At 31.9% G+C, this 17,921-nt stretch carries 17 protein-coding genes; 12 read left to right on the top strand and 5 right to left on the bottom strand.

Annotation, left to right across the window (positions count from 1 at the left end; translation table 11 throughout):
- Nucleotides 1-2: 2 nt before the first annotated feature.
- From ABRY23_09755 to ABRY23_09720, 8 genes are all read left to right on the top strand, one after another.
- The gene (locus tag ABRY23_09755; protein ID MFA3783334.1) at nucleotides 3-473 is read left to right on the top strand and encodes an ExbD/TolR family protein; all 471 of its coding nucleotides are present in this window, start codon (nucleotides 3-5) and stop codon (nucleotides 471-473) included.
- 12 nt (nucleotides 474-485) lie between these two features.
- The gene (locus ABRY23_09750; GenBank protein ID MFA3783333.1) at nucleotides 486-980 is read left to right on the top strand and encodes an ExbD/TolR family protein; all 495 of its coding nucleotides are present in this window, start codon (nucleotides 486-488) and stop codon (nucleotides 978-980) included.
- Between the two features lie 14 nt (nucleotides 981-994).
- Nucleotides 995-1,756, top strand: coding sequence for a TonB family protein (locus ABRY23_09745; protein MFA3783332.1), 762 nt, complete (start codon nucleotides 995-997; stop codon nucleotides 1,754-1,756).
- A gap of 4 nt (nucleotides 1,757-1,760) precedes the next feature.
- Nucleotides 1,761-1,970 carry a hypothetical protein gene (locus ABRY23_09740; GenBank protein MFA3783331.1) on the top strand — a complete coding sequence of 70 codons (210 nt, stop codon included), beginning with the start codon at nucleotides 1,761-1,763 and terminating at the stop codon, nucleotides 1,968-1,970.
- Nucleotides 1,957-2,826, top strand: a complete 870-nt coding sequence (locus ABRY23_09735) for a PstS family phosphate ABC transporter substrate-binding protein (protein ID MFA3783330.1) — start codon at nucleotides 1,957-1,959, stop codon at nucleotides 2,824-2,826. Before ABRY23_09740 ends, ABRY23_09735 begins: the two co-directional genes overlap by 14 nt.
- 13 nt (nucleotides 2,827-2,839) lie before the next feature.
- Entirely contained in the window at nucleotides 2,840-4,225 is a 1,386-nt protein-coding gene (locus ABRY23_09730) for a tetratricopeptide repeat protein (GenBank protein MFA3783329.1), read from the top strand.
- 263 nt (nucleotides 4,226-4,488) lie between these two features.
- On the top strand, nucleotides 4,489-5,025 hold the full coding sequence (locus tag ABRY23_09725) for an inorganic diphosphatase (protein ID MFA3783328.1): 537 nt from the start codon (nucleotides 4,489-4,491) through the stop codon (nucleotides 5,023-5,025).
- Nucleotides 5,026-5,091: 66 nt separating this feature from the next.
- On the top strand, nucleotides 5,092-6,966 hold the full coding sequence (locus tag ABRY23_09720) for an APC family permease (GenBank protein MFA3783327.1): 1,875 nt from the start codon (nucleotides 5,092-5,094) through the stop codon (nucleotides 6,964-6,966).
- Nucleotides 6,967-7,244: 278 nt separating this feature from the next.
- Here ABRY23_09720 and ABRY23_09715 read toward each other — a convergent pair whose 3' ends face one another.
- Nucleotides 7,245-8,645: an APC family permease gene (locus tag ABRY23_09715; GenBank protein MFA3783326.1), complete on the bottom strand. Its 1,401-nt coding sequence runs from the start codon at nucleotides 8,643-8,645 to the stop codon at nucleotides 7,245-7,247.
- Nucleotides 8,646-10,163: 1,518 nt separating this feature from the next.
- Between ABRY23_09715 and ABRY23_09710 the strand changes: the two genes are divergently transcribed.
- From ABRY23_09710 to ABRY23_09700, 3 genes are read left to right on the top strand one after another with little or no spacing between them, the layout of a single operon-like run.
- Complete coding sequence (locus ABRY23_09710; GenBank protein ID MFA3783325.1) at nucleotides 10,164-10,697, top strand: RNA polymerase sigma factor; 534 nt, start codon at nucleotides 10,164-10,166, stop codon at nucleotides 10,695-10,697.
- 3 nt (nucleotides 10,698-10,700) lie between these two features.
- Nucleotides 10,701-11,168, top strand: a complete 468-nt coding sequence (locus ABRY23_09705; GenBank protein MFA3783324.1) for a hypothetical protein — start codon at nucleotides 10,701-10,703, stop codon at nucleotides 11,166-11,168.
- A gap of 7 nt (nucleotides 11,169-11,175) precedes the next feature.
- Nucleotides 11,176-12,006, top strand: coding sequence for an energy transducer TonB (locus ABRY23_09700; GenBank protein ID MFA3783323.1), 831 nt, complete (start codon nucleotides 11,176-11,178; stop codon nucleotides 12,004-12,006).
- A 100-nt stretch (nucleotides 12,007-12,106) separates the two neighbouring features.
- On the opposite strand, the gene ABRY23_09695 is transcribed toward ABRY23_09700, so the two are convergent.
- The 4 genes from ABRY23_09695 to ABRY23_09680 form a co-directional block, all read right to left on the bottom strand.
- On the bottom strand, nucleotides 12,107-13,924 hold the full coding sequence (locus tag ABRY23_09695) for a TonB-dependent receptor plug domain-containing protein (protein MFA3783322.1): 1,818 nt from the start codon (nucleotides 13,922-13,924) through the stop codon (nucleotides 12,107-12,109).
- A 73-nt stretch (nucleotides 13,925-13,997) separates the two neighbouring features.
- Complete coding sequence (gene rseP, locus ABRY23_09690; protein MFA3783321.1) at nucleotides 13,998-15,353, bottom strand: RIP metalloprotease RseP; 1,356 nt, start codon at nucleotides 15,351-15,353, stop codon at nucleotides 13,998-14,000.
- A 13-nt stretch (nucleotides 15,354-15,366) separates the two neighbouring features.
- The gene (locus ABRY23_09685) at nucleotides 15,367-16,512 is read right to left on the bottom strand and encodes a 1-deoxy-D-xylulose-5-phosphate reductoisomerase (GenBank protein MFA3783320.1); all 1,146 of its coding nucleotides are present in this window, start codon (nucleotides 16,510-16,512) and stop codon (nucleotides 15,367-15,369) included.
- A gap of 19 nt (nucleotides 16,513-16,531) precedes the next feature.
- Complete coding sequence (locus ABRY23_09680; protein MFA3783319.1) at nucleotides 16,532-17,023, bottom strand: hypothetical protein; 492 nt, start codon at nucleotides 17,021-17,023, stop codon at nucleotides 16,532-16,534.
- 219 nt (nucleotides 17,024-17,242) lie between these two features.
- Between ABRY23_09680 and ABRY23_09675 the strand changes: the two genes are divergently transcribed.
- Nucleotides 17,243-17,905, top strand: coding sequence for a T9SS type A sorting domain-containing protein (locus ABRY23_09675; protein ID MFA3783318.1), 663 nt, complete (start codon nucleotides 17,243-17,245; stop codon nucleotides 17,903-17,905).
- Nucleotides 17,906-17,921: the final 16 nt, after the last annotated feature.

Genomic DNA, 17,921 nt, shown 5'->3' with positions numbered 1-17,921 from the left:
ATATGCCCCACATTAAAAAAGCAAGAGTCCCTATTAGAATAGATATGACCCCAATGGTTGATGTGGCATTTTTACTGTTGACTTTTTTTATGCTTACTACTCAATTCAGGCCGCCAGAAGAAGTTCAGATTATTCTTCCTTTGTCTCACGCAGACGTGAAGCTACCAGAATCTAATATTATGAAAATTACTGTCTCAGATAGCGGTAAAGTATATCTTGGCTTCGACTCTTTTTACATGATGCAATCGATGTTTGGACAGGAAAACAGATTAAAGGAATCTGTTCCTGTAACATTAGACCAACTACCAGATTTATTAATAAAGGCAAGAATAAGCAATCCTAAACTTAGAACTATTATTAATGCCGATGCCAATGTTGATTACGGAATAATATCAGACATAATGGATATACTGCAGAAAACGCAAATAACACGTTTTGCAATGGTAACTAATCTTAAAACAGAAAAAAGTTAATAAGGAGAAAAAATGGCTGGAGTGGATGTTGGCGGTGGTGCAAGCAGTAGAAGAAAAAAAGGAAGTAAAAAGAAAAAAAGAAGAGTAGCAATAAGGATTGATATGACCCCTATGGTGGATGTGGCTTTTTTGTTGTTAACATTTTTTATGCTTACAACAGTTTTCAGAAAACCACAAACAATGGAAATTAATCTTCCACCTAAGGATGCTAAAGTAGAAATGGCAGAATCAAATTTACTCACTCTTAGAATAGATGAAAAAAATACTGTGTATTGGAATTATGGAATTGATATACCTAAGAAAATGTCGATGGATAATTTACACAAATTCTTGATTGGTGAAGCTCAAAAAAATCCAAAACTTGTTGTTTTAGTAAAGATAGATAGAAAAAGCAAATACCATGTAATGATTGATGTTTTAGACGAATTAAATCTCGATTCAATTACAAGGTTTTCTTTAGCACCCATGAATGAGATAGATCAAAAAGAAATGTCTAAAGCAATTTAATTATGGAATCTAAAATGAATACAATAGTTATAAACAAACCACAAAGTGATGGATTCCCAGAAAATTTCTTTGGTGCCTTCGAATTAAAAAAATTCTATACGAGAAATTATACTATTGGTTTAGTGGTTGCTGTGTTGCTCCATATTTTGGGTGTTGGCTTATATTATTTTATCCAATCAATTAATAAAAACGAAGAGGAATCAGCACCCGTAGTTAGAATAATGAAGTACAGTGAGTTGGGTCCACCACCTTCTATTGCAAATGAAGTGCCACCGCAAATTGCAGTATCAGGACCTGTAGCTAAGCCAACCGTTGGGGTTCCTGTTCCAGTACCAGACGAAAAAGCACCTGCAGAACAAACGATAGCTACTCAGGAGGAAATGAGTCAAATGTCTTCTCCTACAATTGGTAACGGCACTGGCAATGTTACCACACAAATAACACAAGATATTAAAATTGAGAAAGATGAAGATAAAGAGCCCGATATAAATGCATTCGTTCCTTATGAAAAAGGTCCAGAAATAGTAGTAGCTGCTAAACCAGTTTACCCCGAAATTGCTCAAAGAGCAGGTATAAGTGGAAAAGTATATGTGAAAGTATTGGTGGATAAAGAAGGCAAACCCAAAAAAGCCGTTGTTATTAAAACTGATGCTGAAATTTTTAACCAAGCAGCAATAGACGCTGCAATGAAAAGTGTTTTTACCCCTGCTCTTCAAAATCAACACCCTATTACTGTTTGGGTTGTTATTCCTTTTAAGTTCGAGTTGAATAAATAATAAAATGCAAAAGCTTTTACGTTATATTGCTTACAGTGCCGGTAGCTTGTTTATCTTGTTTGGTCTTGCATTTCTTTTTACTAATATTTCCACGACAAATTTGCCTTCTCAACTAAAAGAAATAATGGGCATTGTATTTGTTCTTTATGGAACCTATAGAATAGTAATAACTAAGTATAAAGTTAAAAGAAATAATGCAAATGAAAAGGAATAGTGTTAGCATGTTTTGTTTGTGGTTTAGTTTTACTCTTTTCATTCCACTTTTTTTAGGATGCAGTGAACCTAAAGAAACTCCCACAAAAGGTTACTTAAAGGCTTATGTTGATGAATCTCTAAAAAAAGTAATGATTGCCGAAAGAGACAAGTTCGTTTCACTTTATAATAATGCAGTTATTGATCTTGAATTTATAACTGCAAGAGAAGGAATAGCAAAAGTGTTAAACAATGAAGCAAAATTTTTTGTTTGTTCACGAGAACTAAATAATGAAGAAAAAGAATTTATATCTAAAAAAAGACCTGACACTAAGGTATTTAAATTCTGTTACGATGGAGTGGCTGTAATTGTTCCTTCTGTAAGCGCCGTTGATAGAATAAAAATTCCAACATTAATAAATCTTCTTACAGGAAAAGATTTTTCTTATAAAATCTATTTACCGCAAAAAAATTCGGGCGTTTACGAATTTATAACCCAAAAATTACTTAATGGGAACGAACCTAAATATGTAAATATTGTTTACAACGAAAAAGATGTCATCGATAAAATCTTAAAAGTGAAAAATGCTATGGGATTTGTAGGCATTGATTTGATAGGCTCAAACACCAAAATTAAAGCTCTTAAACTTGGTATGAATAACGCGAACGAAACAACTTATTATAGCCCCTCCCAAGGATATTTTGTTAATGAAACTTATCCGCTAACTAGAACAACCATTATTTTATTGAACGAGGTAGGACTTGGTTTAGCTTCCGGCTTTACCACTTTTTTAACTAGTAACGAGGGGCAAAAAATAGTAGCAGATAATAAACTTGGTCCAGCTACTGTACCTGTAAAGCTAATACAATTATATTAATTGGAACAACGCGATGAAAAAGATTAGCATTATTTTATTTTTTATTTTGAGTGTGTCTCTTCTATTTGCACAATCTAAATCTGAAGAGGCATATAAAGCTATTCAGAACAGTAATTTTGAAAAAGCCCTGACCTTAGCCAAAGATTTGTTAACTGTCGATTCGACCGACACCGCCTTAAAAGTTTTAATAATACTTAGAGAAAAAGAGCCTGGTAATATTAAAGTACAGGAAATGATTGGGGATGTATACAATAAATTAGGCGTCTTAGAACTTGCTGCAAGTAATTATTTGGAAGTCGAAAAAAGAGATTCATTAAATATCCCGCTAAAGTTTAAATTAGCAGAGGTTTATTATAAACAAAAGAAATATACAGATGCGGTTAACGCTTACTTAAGAATTCTACATGTTGATTCAACAAATGTACAGGCAATAAAAAATATTTCAAAAATATTTTATTTAGCTAAGCTTTATCAAAATGCTGCCTTTTATTTAACTAAATACTTAAATATAGAAAAAAGTGAAGATGCTTATGTAGAAGCTGCTAATTCGTTTCTTGAAGTAGGGAAATATAATGAAGCATATAATTATTCTAAGAGTGGCTTACAATTATATCCTAACAATAATACTCTAAAAAAAATACAAGCAATTACAGCATATTACCTTACTAAACTCGATGAATCCGTAAATTTATATACTTCTCTTCCAGATTCACTTCTCAATATTATGGATTTAATTAAAATAGGTAGAGCAGCCGAAATTATTAATAAAGATTCCCTGGCTTTACAATCTTTTAGCAAGGCATATCAAAAGGACAGCACCTTAAAAGAAATATTTATCGACTTAGCAAATTTAAATTATCTTAAAAAAGATTACGACAAAGCTATAAAATTCTATAAAAAGCAAATCGAGGTTGACTCAAATAATGAACCAGCTTATAGGTATATTGGATTTGCATATTTTCAAGAACAAAAATATGACGAGAGTAGAAAAGCCCTACTTAAAGCTATTAGATTGAACGAAAACCAAGTTTCCACGCACTTCTGGCTTGCACAAGTATATAAAGCTTTAGATTCACTCTCTAAAGTAGAAGATGAGTTTCAGATTGTGTTGAAATTAATTGAAGGAAAAGAGAGTAATTACAGAAATGAAGGCGCTGATGCTTATGGCTATTTAGGTCAACGTGCTTTCGAAAGAAAAAATTACTCGTTAGCATCTAATTACTTAAAAAAAGCTTTGCAGCTGAAAGCCGACGTTCTTCCATTTTTAATTATGCTGGCTTCATCAGAACATCAATTAGGAAATTATAGTGAGGCAATTAAACTATATAAAAGAGTCTTGGTTCTTGACCCTAAAAATGTAATTGCAAAAAAAGGATTAAGAATGTTAAGTGCCGATTAAACTTAATTAATATCGTAGCTTGGCATAAAATAAAATAATGAAATGAAAACAATAAAAAACTTGTTATAAATAACGATTTATAAAAATTAGACTTACAGAGATTAAAAGTGAGTGATTCAAAAAAAGATAGGGGTTTAGATTTTTCGTTTTACTTCTTAATGTTTCTTATACTCGTTAGCGTATTAGCACTAATAGGTTATATTGTTTATGGGCTTTTTATAGTTTAAATTTGGATAAGTAATTCACTTTTTAAGAAATAAACTATGACTTTACATCCCTGGCATGAAGTTGATATTGGAGATAAAGCGCCTGAAATTGTTAATGCAGTTATAGAAATTCCAGAAGGCTCACAAATTAAATATGAACTCGATAAAAAAAGCGGAATGATACGGGTAGACAGAATTTTGTTCTCTGCTGTTTATTATCCAGCTAACTATGGATTTATTCCACAAACTTTTTGTGACGATGGTGACCCGCTCGATATTTTGGTAATTTGCTCTGCAACTGTTGACCCCTTATGTATTATTGAGGCAAAAGTGCTTGGCTTAATGCGAATGATTGACGGCGAAGAGTACGACGATAAAATCATTTCTGTCGCTAAAAATGACATGTCAGTAAATTATATCGATAATCTCGAACAATTACCCCCGCATACAACAATCCAACTAAAAAGATTTTTTGAAGATTACAAGAAATTAGAGCATAAGAATGTAATTGTAGAGCAGTTCTTTGGAAAAGACGAGGCTTATAAAGTTATAAACAACAGTATAAAATTATACAAAGATAAATTTCCTCACTAGCCAGCCAGTTAATTAATGAAGACCAAGTTTTTTATTCATTCTATTTAATCGGCAACTCATAACACTATGCACTGGTTTATAATTTTAAATACTGTCCTTGTTGCTGTATTTATTTTAATAATAAAGAAAAGCAATTTTTTAACATACTTTCATGGAAGCAAATGGTGGCTTACGTGGTTTGCAATAGGCATCATCACCTTAATGGATGAACTTACATCAATTTATTATGCGCCTTTCGAAGCATATAGGTTCATTGGCTTTAAAGCTATAATTTATATAGCACTTACTTCCCTTTTGATTAGATATTTATCTACTAAAATGGTAGAAATTTCTGAAATCCTAGAAGTTAATGGTCTGAAAGGCGGTGGTGTATTTTCGTTTTCTTATTTGGTTTGGGGTCCTACCGTTTCTTTTATTGCAATCTCATCGATACTTGTAGATTATGTTTTGACAGCTACAATTTCAACAGTCAGTGCAGTTCAAAATGGAACAACATTCTTAGGTTTCGGATCAAACATAAAGTTTATAACTAACTTTGCTGTTGTTTGGTTTATAGCTCTACTAAATATTATCGGTATTAAGGAAAATGCCAAATTTACTTTCGGAATTTTTGTGCTGGCTTCTTTTATTTTATTGAACTTAATACTTGGTGGAATATTAAACTTCAACCACAACTCACTTGTAATTTTAGGAAAAGGATTCAATGGTTTTTTAGCTGATTTATCGGCTGGTAATCCTTTTCAATCTTATGAGTTTATTATAATAGGGATTGGCAGCTGCATCCTTGCTTACTCTGGTATAGAATCTGTTCTTCAAACAGCCTCGTTAGTAAACAGCTGGAAGGATATAAAAAAAGCCTACATATTCTTAGCATTTACAGTAGGAATACTAACTCCTTTAATAGCGCTTCTTTCGTTAACTGCAAATATTGCTGTTGATCAGCACGAAACCGATTTAATTCCTTTTTTCGCAAAGTCAGTAAACGGAGAATTTTTTGCTTTATTGGTAAGTGCTACTGCTTCTATTACTTTAATAATGGCAGTAAACACTGCAATGGTTGCTTCAGCAGAGTTAATTGAAAAAATAGCAGAAAAATATTCTTTCCATTGGCTTATTAGTACAAATAAGAGACAATCTTTTTATAAGATTCATTTAATTAATGCCTCTTTTTATTCATTTATAATTTTTATTACAAGTGGCAGTCAAGCAATTTTAGCTGAAATGTATGCTGTGGGTTTAGTTGCAAGTTTTGTTATAAACACTGCTTCTCTTTTGAAATACAGATATTCAATGGGTAGGAAAGAAATTACAGAGCCGACCTCAAGAGTAGGAACCTTAGTGTTGTTTATTATTCTATTGAGCACATTCATTTATATAATTATACATAGACCTTATGGCACTTTATTATGGCTTTTCATTTCAACTTTAGTATTGATAGCAGGAATTAGAATTGCTAAGACAAGGTCGCCAGAAATAGCAGTACGGAAGCTTTCAAACTCACCAATGGAAATAATTTTTAAGATAATCGAAATTAAATCAAAAGTCGTTAATATTTATTTTAGGAGGCCGCGCGAAGAAGAAAAAGGACTCAACGAAGATAATTCTGTTTACGTAAGTTTTTACTTACCAAGAACTGAAATGCCTGAATCGAAACATACGAATCACTTTTGGCTTTCAAGACAAAGAGGCGTTGGTTTGTTTGATATGATACATGGCCTATTAAAAACAATTGAATATGAAGTATCGTCAGAGAAAGAAATACACGTACATTTTGGATGGCCACTTTCCTCGTGGCTTGATAGGATTTCAATTAGTGTACTTGTTTATCAAATCACCCACCTTCCTAAAAAATTTCCCTCGTTTCATTTTCATATGGATTATGAACCGAAGTTGAAAGAAATGATGAAAATTAGGAATCAGGAATTAAAAGTTAGGAATTAGGAATTAAAAATTAGGAATGGTTTTAAGATTCAATTTTATTGAAGTTTGATTCGGCTAAAGATATTAATTTCAAAAATTAATTTTCTACTACACAAGAGAGATTAAATACAATTCGTGAGAATTCGTGTAATTAGTGTCTTCATTCAACTATGTATGGAAATTGAAGGTGAGTTCTCTGCTAAGAGTTTGATAACCAACCGCAATTATCATTACTCCAAGTTTTAACTGTAAAATAACTAAAATTAATATTTACTCAAAAATAAAATTAAGGTTAAGCCTTACTTTTTATATTTCCAATAAAAGTAAAACGGCGAGCCTGAAAGGACAAGTATTAATCCCATCATTGCATTGGATGTATCAGAGATAACAGTATTAACTAAGAACACAAAAGCAAATATTACAAAAAGAATTGGTAGATATGGATAACCCCAAACTTTGAATGGTCTGTGTTTTTCCGGCATTCTTTTTCGCAAAATAAATACTCCAGCGGCTCCCAACATGTAAAACATCCATGCTGCAAACATTACGTAATCAGTAATTGTATCAAATGAACCTGATAAGACTAATACAGCTGACCAAATACCTTGTACTACAAGTGAAACATGCGGTGTTTTAAATTTTGGATGAACCTTTCCTAGGGTAGTAAAAAATAAATTCTTTTCTGCCATTGCAAATTGTACTCGAGCAGTTGAAAGTATGCTTCCATTAAGAGCACCAAATGTTGAAATTATAACAGCAATAGAAATTATTGAGCCGCCTAAATTTCCAAAAATTTTCTCCGTTGCACTTGCAGCTACAAGCGGCGATTTTGCCATTTCATCTATCGGGAGCACATATAGATAAGCAAGATTAATTAATACATAAACGGCAATAACAATTAAAGTTCCAAACAATAAACCAAGTGAAACATTTCTTTGAGGGTTTTTTACTTCACCAGATACGAAAGTTAAATTGTTCCAGCCATCGTAAGCCCAGAACGCACCTGAAAGTGCAAGTCCCACTGCAGCAAAAATTGTGGGAAATGATTCTTGAGGCATACTAAAACCAGTATAGATATTAGATACATTCCCTCTACCAAATATTAATAGCACTGCAGAAAGTATAATCATAGTTCCAATTTTTATGTATGTAACAACAGTTTGAACGGCGCCTCCAAAAACTACGCCCACATAGTTTATTCCTGTTAAAAAAATAATACATAAAATTGCGATTGATTTTGTACCGAAATCAACAAAAGGGTGTATGTTACCAACAAGAGGCATATATAATGAAAAATTTTGAAATGCTTTTGGTAAGTCTGGAAATTTAAAAAAGTAGCCAACATATTCTGCGAAAGCATAAGCAATAGCAGCCTGACTTCCAGTTTGTATTACTGATAAAACTGACCAACCATAAAGGTAAGCTGTAAAATCACCGTACATTTCTTTGAAGTAAATAAACTGTCCACCAGTTTCAGAAATCATTCCCGCTATTTCTGAATTTACTGCTGCTCCAATTAAAGTAATAAAACCCGCAACCACCCAGACTATAATTAACAATTCGGGCGACATTAACTGCGCTGCCATTGATGATGGCTTACGAAAAATTCCTGAACCAATCATTGAGCCGGCTACAATCATTGTGCAAGCAGTTAATCCTAATCCCCTAATTAAATGATTTGCATTATTTTTATTTTCCATAATTACGTATTTATTTTGATTTTGAATTTTAAATTAGAATATACCAATTAGCTTCACTTTCTTCAAAATAAAAGTTCATTATTTCTTATAGGGACCTCTTAAATATTCACATTGACATTTTGCTTTAGATTCCTACTTTCGTGGGAAAAACTATAAATGTGTAAATAATTTTTCTTAAGTCTCTTTAATAAATTGTTATCACAATGTATAAAACTTCGTAGCAGACACGAATTTCACGAATTATCACTAATTTCTATTGTAAGGGCTAGATTCGAAAAGTTAACTTCATTGCAAAGTCAGTTTTAATACTTTTAGACGGTCTTACAGATTTGATGTTATCACATTCTGATTTCTGAGTTCTTAGGAGGGCTTCCTAAGACTTAAGAAGGTGAATTGTCAAAGGGTTATTTCGTAGGAATTATATACGATAGATTTTGAATTAGCTAATTTGTTCTTTGCGTTCTAAAAGGTTATCTAAAGAAATTAGATAGTCCACAACGCGGTGAATTATCAAAGGTTAAGTGTTCTATATTGTAATTGGTATTACTAAGATTAAAGTAAGATAAACAAGGAATTAAATTAAGTTTTTTGCAGTAATTATCGGATAAAAATAATGGGAATCCATCACTTCGTGATAAGTACTTATCTTATAATCATTACTAAGGAATGATTAGAAAGGAAGTACCCTTAGCAGGGTAGAAAACCTTAGTAACAAAACAAAACATTAAAATCAGTAACCTTATTAGCTTATAAAAAAAATTAAAAAAATAGGGTAGTCCACAAATGGAATCCACCACTCCACAATGTGGTGAACTCTCAAACTAGAGTTTAACAAGTCAATAGTTGAGTTTTTTGAGAGGGGAATATGTTGCTAAGATTAAAGGAAAAATACTGTAAGTCGGTTCGCTGAACCGACCACAAGGATTAACAAGAGGGATTACGCTATAGTAAGTCGGTTCGCTGAACCGACAGTTTTACAAGATGGATAAGGTGAAAAAATATTGTATAACCTTAGACAGAGAAATATGCTAATAGCAGAGTAACCTTAGTAACAAAACGATATAACGAAGAAATTAACCTTATTAGTTTAAAGAAAGAAATGTGAGGGATAAGCTAATAAGGTTATGTATCTATGTAGAATACGACATGTTACTAAGGTTCAGGAAAGAAGGGATAAGGTTTTTGACAAAGAGACAATTTAAAAAGATGATTAAGCAAGTAAAAAACACCGAATAACCTTAGTAAAAGGTTAAGTTAATAGTGGACTGACCTTAGAAACAGAGTATTGCCTAAGTAGGTTAACCTTATTAGCTTATTAAAAATTTCTAATTGTTATGTATTCTTAAGAAATTCTAAAATGTTCTGTGAGCTGTTATTTAAAAAAGTTTTACTTATGAAAACAGTTCCTATCAATTAAAAATAGATGGAATCCTTGTAGTTGTTTGAGCAGTTTTAATTTATTTTTTAGGCAACATTTTTACGACTAAAACATCTTTCTAAATAAAGAAAATTAATTTCTTGAGTAACACCACCAAAAATATTATTGAGTTTACTCTTATTTATAACAAGTACAAAAAAAATATCTTCAATTTTTCTCTGAGGATGCTCAATAACAGAATGGTATGCGAAGATATAGTTCAAGATGTTTTTATGAGACTGTTTGAAAATATGGATAACATAAGGAATAAAAACAGTATTCAATTTTGGCTCTTTAAAACAGTGCGAAATGAAATTTATAATTATTTCAGAACCAAAAAGATAAGAGTAGATCAATTTAATGTTGAGGATACAGACGAACTTGAAGCGCCATCTGAAGAAAAATTACACGATGAGTATGAAAGTAAAGAACTCAAGCAATTAATTCTGAGCGAACTGCAAAAAATACCTTTTGAACAAAGCGAGGTTTTTTATTTAAAAGAATATGGTGAATTAAGTTATAAAGAAATTGCAGCGGTAATGGATATTACAGAAGACCTTGTTAAAAGCAGATTGTTTAAAACAAGACAGAAGTTAATTAAACGACTTACAAAAATATTAAATGAACAAAGGTAAAAAATGAAAACCGAAGAAATAAAAAAAATGGTAAATGAATTCTTTGACAAAGAATTAGATAAAGCAAAGGAACCTCTACTTTTTAACCTGCTTGCCAGCGACGAGGAATCAAGAGAATATTTTAAGCAATTAAACAATATTAAAAATATTATAGAAGATACAGCCGAAGAATTTTCCCCGCATCTTGAGGAAAGAATCTTCCATTCACTCGAAAATTATACTCTCAAGGAAATCAATACTTCAACGAAAAGGAACATTTTATCTTTATTGGCTTATTCATTTGCAGTTATTCTCCTATTCCTTTGCTTAATATTTTACAACCAAACACAAAATTATAGAGATTTATATCAATCAACTTTGCAGCAAGTAAATGCTCAAAATAAAACTATACAATTATTAATCAACAGTCTACCGGCTGTGGAAGTAGACTATAAAATTCAAAATCCAGTTATAGTAAAAGCTAAAATGTGAGGTAATTATGAAAACAAAAATTATAATGCCAATAATAGCAGTATCATTTCTTCTTGCACATTGTAAATCAGAGAAATCAAGTATTGAAATAGTACCCAACTATGATGAAATTTACTTTGATGCAGAGAGAGTAGATATTCCAGCTAAAGAAATAAAAGATAATGAAGTTAATGAAATGATTAAAAAAATAGGTGCTTCACTTAAAGAAAGAGTGGGTGCTAAAATTACTAAAGCTGCTGTTTACAAATTTGCAATAAAACTTTATTTAAATGAAGATGGGAAAATCGATAAGGTGAGATTTGATAATCCATCCAAATTCGATTTTACGATTGACACTTCCAATTCTGTTATCTTTAAAAGCGATAACGATGTTCGTCAAAAAATATTGTCTGTTTTAGAAAATTATCGATTTAAACCGGCAGTTAAGAGCGGAGTTAATGTTAAATTTTCTAAAGACCTTGTATTTGTTGTTAAGCTATTTACTGATGGAAGTGTAAAAGAATACTTTCCTGACTTAGCTGCTCAATATAATGAGAAAGATTATCTTTTTGCAGCTGAACAAATGCCTTCACCAATTGGAGGTATTGCAGAGATAGCAAAAAAAATCGTTTATCCAGAAGCCGCAAAACAGGCTGGCATAGAAGGGAAGGTGTTTGTAAAGGCTTATGTAGATGAAAAAGGAAATGTTGTTAAAGCAGAAATTATTAAAGGCATCGGCTACGGATGTGATGAGGCGGCAATTAATGCAGTAAATAATACAAAATTTACTCCAGGTGTTAAAGATGGCAAACCTGTTAAAACTCAAGTTGCAGTACCAATATTGTTTAAAATAAAGTGAGGAGATTACAATATCACATTATAATTCATCAGCGTATTTTTATTAGCGATAAAAGTTTCGCTGACGTTATTAGCAAAAAAAGTGATACGGTAGTGTATCTTCAATATTTAAGTGAAAAACTTAACCCCGCAGTTATCCATCTACCTGGTAAAATAACTCCAGAATAATCAGAATACTTTTTGTTAAAAAGATTTGTTATTCTTATGGAAGAATTAAAATTTCTAAAGCTCTTGCTGATTTGTGTATCTACAATAAATTGAGAATTAAAATTTATTCTATCTCTAAAAGTAAGAACCCAATTTTGAGTTAATCCCCAAAATAAATTGTTATCTATATTTACTATGAGCTGATGTCTTAAATAATCGATGAGGTATTTAGATTCATAAACTCCTGTTGACCGATTAGTAGATAAATATGTATAGTTAATATTAAGCTTTGTTATAGGGAACGAAGAGAATAATTGAAAAGGGAAAATAATTAAGGATAATTCTAATCCGCTCGTTTTAACGTTTGATATATTTTCAACTCGCCATGGTGAATTTTTAGAAGCTCTTGCCCAATCAATTATGTTGTTGCCGTCTTTGTAAAATATACTCAGCGAAGTAGTGTAATAATTTTGATTGAAGGTAAATCCCAATTCATAGTTAGTTACTTTTTCGTAAGTTAAGTTCGGATTGCCAATATTAGCTGGACTAACATAATACAATTCAGTAAAAGTAGGGATTCTAAAGGCTTCCCCAAATGAGACGTAAATTTTTGAATTTGATGAGATTCGATATGCTACGTCAAAACCAGGCCAAAATTTCCATCCAATCTGTGAATAATTATAACCCCAAAGTCCTACTGAAAAAGTTAAACGTTCAATGCTATCAAAGTACTGTTCAATAAAAACTCCCGAATTAAATCTACTGTGGCTACCCAAATTCGTACTCGATATTTTCTGCTCGTTCAATTCACCACCGAACGTGGTAACTCCTAATTCATTTTTAACGGAGGCCTGAACTTCACCGCCATAAGAAAATGTCTTATGTCTGTTTCTGTAATATTCGGGACGTAATTTATCCAATATAAAATCGTCATCGTTTCTTCTCCAGTAGAATTTTGGAGTTATAGAAAAACCTTTTGAGTTTATTTCTGAAGATAAATTAATGATGGCTGTTTTAGTGTGTTCCCATTGATTTGGAAAAAGGTCTGAATAGAAATTATTCGCACCAAATTTTTTATCGATATAACCAGCAAACAATTTTGTTTTGCTACTGAGAATAGAATAATTCTGGTTTAGTGAGAAGTTGGTAATTTCAAAATCTGTATTATAAGTGTAACCGCTTGATTTCTTTTTCTCGAATGAAAAATTACTATTTACAAAAGATAATGGAAAAGATGAAGACAAATCAATGTTATACAAATTGTGCTCACCCCCGAGAGTAGAAATGGCAAAAGTATTAGTATCATAATTTTTTGTAATAATATTTATTACGCCGCCGAAAGCATTGGCCCCAAAGACTTTAGAGCCTTGTCCCTTCAATACTTCAATTCTCTCGATATCATTTAAGGAAAGCGGAATATTAAGGTTATGATGGCCTGTTTGAGGATCTATAATTTTAACGCCGTCAATTAAAATTAGTGTTTGTTCAAAAGTGCCTCCGCGTATGCCAGCATCTGATTGCACACCTTCAAAACCTCTTGTCTTTAAATCAACACCATTAATATACTTTAGCAAATCAGTTACGTTATCAACAGGGAGACTTTTTATTTCTTCAGCTGAAAGAATTGTTACAGTTCTTGCAAGATTTTCAAATGTTACGGGTATTCGTTCCGCTGTAACTACAATTTCATTAAGTGTGTATTCTTTTTCTTGAGCATTGATCAAATTAACGGAGAAACAAAGAATCAGAAGAATATATATTAATCTATACATGTATGACCTCTTAATTTTTATTAATAAATATAAAAGGGTAAGCAAGCGGCCTACTTACCCTAAAATGATTGGGTTATAGACTAATAATATCGCTGTAAATTATAAATGCCATCAACAAAAGCAAGATAATAAAACCCGTGTTTTGAATAGCAACTTTTACTTTAAGCGGCAGTTCTTTTCTAAAAATTCCTTCAAGTAAAATAATTACGAAGTGCCCGCCGTCTAAAACAGGGAAAGGCAAAATGTTTATAATTGCTAAACTTAGACTTAGCATAGCAAGAAAATAAAGAAAAGAAATTGCGCCTGTATCAGCTGAGCGTGCTGCATATTGAGCAATTTTAACTGGTCCTCCAAAAGCTTGATTGAATGCAACTTTGCCAACTATAACATTTTTTAGCATACTAAGTGTTAAATAGGTGTATTGCCCAATATTTTTAACTGCTTGAGTTAAAGAACCAATAACTCCATAGGTAGTATACTCGTAATCTCCTGTATAAGTGTTAGTTACTGCAATTCCAATTTTACCTTCTGAGCTTGGTCTTACTAAGGTATGCAGAGTATCTTGACCGCGTAAATAAGTTAATGAAATTTTTTTGCCTTTATTGGAAGAAATAATATCTACAACTTGTTGTTTATCAGTAACAGCAATTCCATTTAATGATAGGAATATGTCACCAATTTTGATGCCTGCAGAATCTGCAGGGGAGTTGTTCATTACCTCTTGAATAATTGGTTGAGTCGGGTAAGGGAAAAGTAAAAATCCCTCATGGGAATATTTAGTAATTAATGATCGCGGGATGTTCAACTCAACCTTTTTGCCATTGCGTTCAACCAAGACGGTAGCATTTGCCGATATATCACTTACAAGCAGGTAGTTGAAAATATCCTCCCAATTTTTGACAGGTTTATCATTAACAGATAAAATCTTGTCATAAGAATTAAAACCGGCTTTTTCAGCGAAGCTGTCCTTTTCAATTCTACTTATTGTAGTAGACTTAAAAATTTGTTTGCCTTGAAAGAAATTAATTCCCCAGAAAACGCCGAGCGTAAGTGTCAAGTTCATCATTACGCCGGCAGTAATTACAAATAATTTTTGAATCGTAGGTTTTGATCTGAATTCATAGGGTTGAGGTTCTTTATCGGCAAATTGTGTGTCAAAGCTTTCATCGACCATGCCGGCAATTTTTACATAGCCGCCTAAAGGAAGCAAACTAAGTCTGTAATCTGTATTTCCTTGTCCATCGAAATCTTTAGGCAAATCGCCAAATGTAAAGCCAGTTAATTTGTTCCATCCAAATAATCTTTTGCCGAATCCTATAGCGAAAACATCAACTCTCATTTTTGTAATTTTTGCAGCTGCAAAATGCCCGAACTCATGCACAAAAACTAATATCCCAATTGTGATTACAAAATAAATTATGTATTCCATTTATTGTTTCCTGTTAGTTATACTTTTTTTGTAAATATTCTCTTGTTTTAATATCACATTCAAATATTGTTTCAAGGTCAGTTATTTTTTTAGCTTCAATTTTGTTTAAGGCATCTTTAATTAACACTGGAATTTGCAAAAAATTCATTTTACCTGAAAGGAAATTATGGACAGCCACCTCGTTAGCGGCATTCATAATGCAAGGCTTAGTTCCACCTTCGTCCATTACATCGTAAGCTAATTTCAGGCATTCAAATTTATTAAAATCTGGCTCGAAAAATGTAAGTTCATGAATTTTTTTTAAATCCGTATTTATTTGATTAAAAGTATATCTTTCCGGATAAGTTAAAGCATATAGAATAGGAATTCTCATATCAGGTTTGCTTAATTGAGCTTTAATTGATCCATCAACAAATTCTACCATAGAATGTATTATTGATTGAGGATGAATAAGTACTTCTATTTTTCCCTTTTCTAAATTAAAAAGCCAATGAGCTTCTATAACTTCAAGTCCTTTATTCATCATGGTTGCTGAGTCAATTGTGATTTTATTTCCCATTTTCCAGTTGGGGTGATTAAGAGCTGCATCAATTGTAACCGAAGATAATTCATTTATATTTTTATTTAAGAATGGACCACCCGATGCAGTTAGAATTAATTTTTTAACATGCTGTTTGTTTTCACCAGATAAACATTGAAATACCGCACTATGTTCTGAATCTACTGGTATTATTTGGGAACCGTATTTTTTGCACATTTCAATTACTAATTCTCCAGCTGCAACTAATGTTTCTTTGTTTGCAAGTGCAATTCTCTTCCCTCTTTTTATTGCCTCTAAGGTTGGAGCTAAGCCAGCAAATCCTACAAGGGACGAAAGCAAAATATCGTAGTCTATAGTCGAGCTTAATTCTATTAAGCCGTTAGCACCCTCAAAAATTTTGCACTTACTACCAATTCTCTTTTTTAGGTCCTTAGCTTTTAATTCATCTTTTACACAAACAGCCTCGGGTCCAAATTCATTAATTTGCTTTTCTATTAAATCGATATTTTTATTTACAGTTAGACCCACTACCTTGAATTCATCTCTGAATTCACTAATTACTTCAAGTGCGCTTGTTCCAATTGAACCCGTAGAACCAAGTATTAAAATTTTTTTCATATAACCAATAAATAAAATATTAGCTTAGGTAGTAATGGGTTATTGCTAAAATAAAGTTTATAATTATTAATATATTTATCATTAAGTTAATTTTGTAGATACTGTTAAGATTTTTATATCCTCCTTCGGAAATTGTTTCAGAAGACTCCAAATCATCCCCAATAGCAGTTCTTAATTTTTTTGCCTGCGGAATAATTTTAAGGAAAATCATCAATAAAATAACTACCATAACTATTTGTTTTGTTGTAAGCCAATGATTTGCAGTCAACTGGAAAAAAGAATAGGCTGGATTAGCCATTACCATAAAAATGCCGGTAATTAATATTCCTGTGGCACCAACTATTCCTATCATATTTATGATGCTTATGTAAAGAATAATCAATTTTTTTTCTCCCTTTTTACCTTTATTGGCTGCAATTAAATTTTGGAAATAGCTATCCATTATAAAATTTACCAGCCAAATGCCTGCAAAAATTATGTGTATAGTTTTTATTGTGATATAAAATTCCATGTGGATTCCTTTCTGGGCTGACTAAAAAGTAATTTTTCAATTATATAATCTGTGAAAATCCGTTAAAATCTGTGTTGTCCGTGTTCTATTTTCTAAAAAATCTTACTTTTTAGTCAGCCCCTAATAACTATGATAAGATTTATTCATAGACAATAAGTCTTTTGTTGACTATATTTTCCCTAAAATTTATAACAATCATAATTAAATATAGGATAAAATATGAATAAAAATAGATTAATACTTTTTTTAACGTTATTTATTGCTGCGATAACATTTTTAGTGGGTCGCGAATTTAGAGTAAATAAAATTCCCAATGGAAGTATTAATTCATGCTCTAATTGTCATTTTAACCCTTCCGGCGGCGGTCCTAGAAATCCTTTTGGACAAGCAGTAGAAACAAGAGTAACTCCAGGCGGCTTTGAAGATTTTTGGGATTCGTCATTAGCAGCAATGGATTCTGATGGCGATGGCTTTAGTAATGGACAGGAATTGCAAGATCCTAATGGACTGTGGCGACCTGGTCAGCCTAATCCTGGTGACCCATCTAAAGTTACAAACCCCGGCGACCCTTTTAGCAAACCTAATATTTCCGATGTGGCTAATAATAATATCATTCCATCTAAATTCTTACTTTCTCAAAATTACCCTAATCCTTTTAATCCCACCACTACTATTAATTTTAACTTGCCAGTAAGTTCTCATGTTAAACTGGATGTATTTGACATTCTTGGCAGATATGTCACTACTTTAGTAAATGAAGAAAAAGCAGCTGGCAGCTATACAGTGAAATTCGATGCAAATGGACTTGCTAACGGAATTTACATTTATAGAATTAAAGCTAATAATTATATAGACAGCAAAAAAATGTTGCTGCTGAAATGACGACAAACCTAAATAC

This window comes from Melioribacteraceae bacterium 4301-Me, assembly GCA_041538185.1.
GTDB classification, from domain to species: domain Bacteria; phylum Bacteroidota; class Ignavibacteria; order Ignavibacteriales; family Melioribacteraceae; genus Pyranulibacter; species Pyranulibacter aquaticus.
The sequence above is the reverse complement of the archived record's forward strand: the minus strand, read 5'-3'. Positions and strand labels throughout refer to the sequence as shown.

What these genes read in the sequence shown, in the direction of transcription:
- ABRY23_09745 (MFA3783332.1), top strand. Translation starts at nt 995, where the DNA reads ATGAATACAATAGTTATAAACAAACCACAAAGTGATGGATTCCCAGAA.
- ABRY23_09705 (MFA3783324.1), top strand. Translation starts at nt 10,701, where the DNA reads ATGAAAACCGAAGAAATAAAAAAAATGGTAAATGAATTCTTTGACAAA.
- ABRY23_09700 (MFA3783323.1), top strand. Translation starts at nt 11,176, where the DNA reads ATGAAAACAAAAATTATAATGCCAATAATAGCAGTATCATTTCTTCTT.
- ABRY23_09755 (MFA3783334.1), top strand. Translation starts at nt 3, where the DNA reads ATGCCCCACATTAAAAAAGCAAGAGTCCCTATTAGAATAGATATGACC.
- ABRY23_09675 (MFA3783318.1), top strand. Translation starts at nt 17,243, where the DNA reads ATGAATAAAAATAGATTAATACTTTTTTTAACGTTATTTATTGCTGCG.
- ABRY23_09720 (MFA3783327.1), top strand. Translation starts at nt 5,092, where the DNA reads ATGCACTGGTTTATAATTTTAAATACTGTCCTTGTTGCTGTATTTATT.
- ABRY23_09685 (MFA3783320.1), bottom strand. Translation starts at nt 16,512, where the DNA reads ATGAAAAAAATTTTAATACTTGGTTCTACGGGTTCAATTGGAACAAGC.
- ABRY23_09695 (MFA3783322.1), bottom strand. Translation starts at nt 13,924, where the DNA reads ATGTATAGATTAATATATATTCTTCTGATTCTTTGTTTCTCCGTTAAT.
- rseP (MFA3783321.1), bottom strand. Translation starts at nt 15,353, where the DNA reads ATGGAATACATAATTTATTTTGTAATCACAATTGGGATATTAGTTTTT.
- ABRY23_09725 (MFA3783328.1), top strand. Translation starts at nt 4,489, where the DNA reads ATGACTTTACATCCCTGGCATGAAGTTGATATTGGAGATAAAGCGCCT.
- ABRY23_09715 (MFA3783326.1), bottom strand. Translation starts at nt 8,645, where the DNA reads ATGGAAAATAAAAATAATGCAAATCATTTAATTAGGGGATTAGGATTA.
- ABRY23_09680 (MFA3783319.1), bottom strand. Translation starts at nt 17,023, where the DNA reads ATGGAATTTTATATCACAATAAAAACTATACACATAATTTTTGCAGGC.
- ABRY23_09750 (MFA3783333.1), top strand. Translation starts at nt 486, where the DNA reads ATGGCTGGAGTGGATGTTGGCGGTGGTGCAAGCAGTAGAAGAAAAAAA.
- ABRY23_09740 (MFA3783331.1), top strand. Translation starts at nt 1,761, where the DNA reads ATGCAAAAGCTTTTACGTTATATTGCTTACAGTGCCGGTAGCTTGTTT.
- ABRY23_09735 (MFA3783330.1), top strand. Translation starts at nt 1,957, where the DNA reads ATGAAAAGGAATAGTGTTAGCATGTTTTGTTTGTGGTTTAGTTTTACT.
- ABRY23_09730 (MFA3783329.1), top strand. Translation starts at nt 2,840, where the DNA reads ATGAAAAAGATTAGCATTATTTTATTTTTTATTTTGAGTGTGTCTCTT.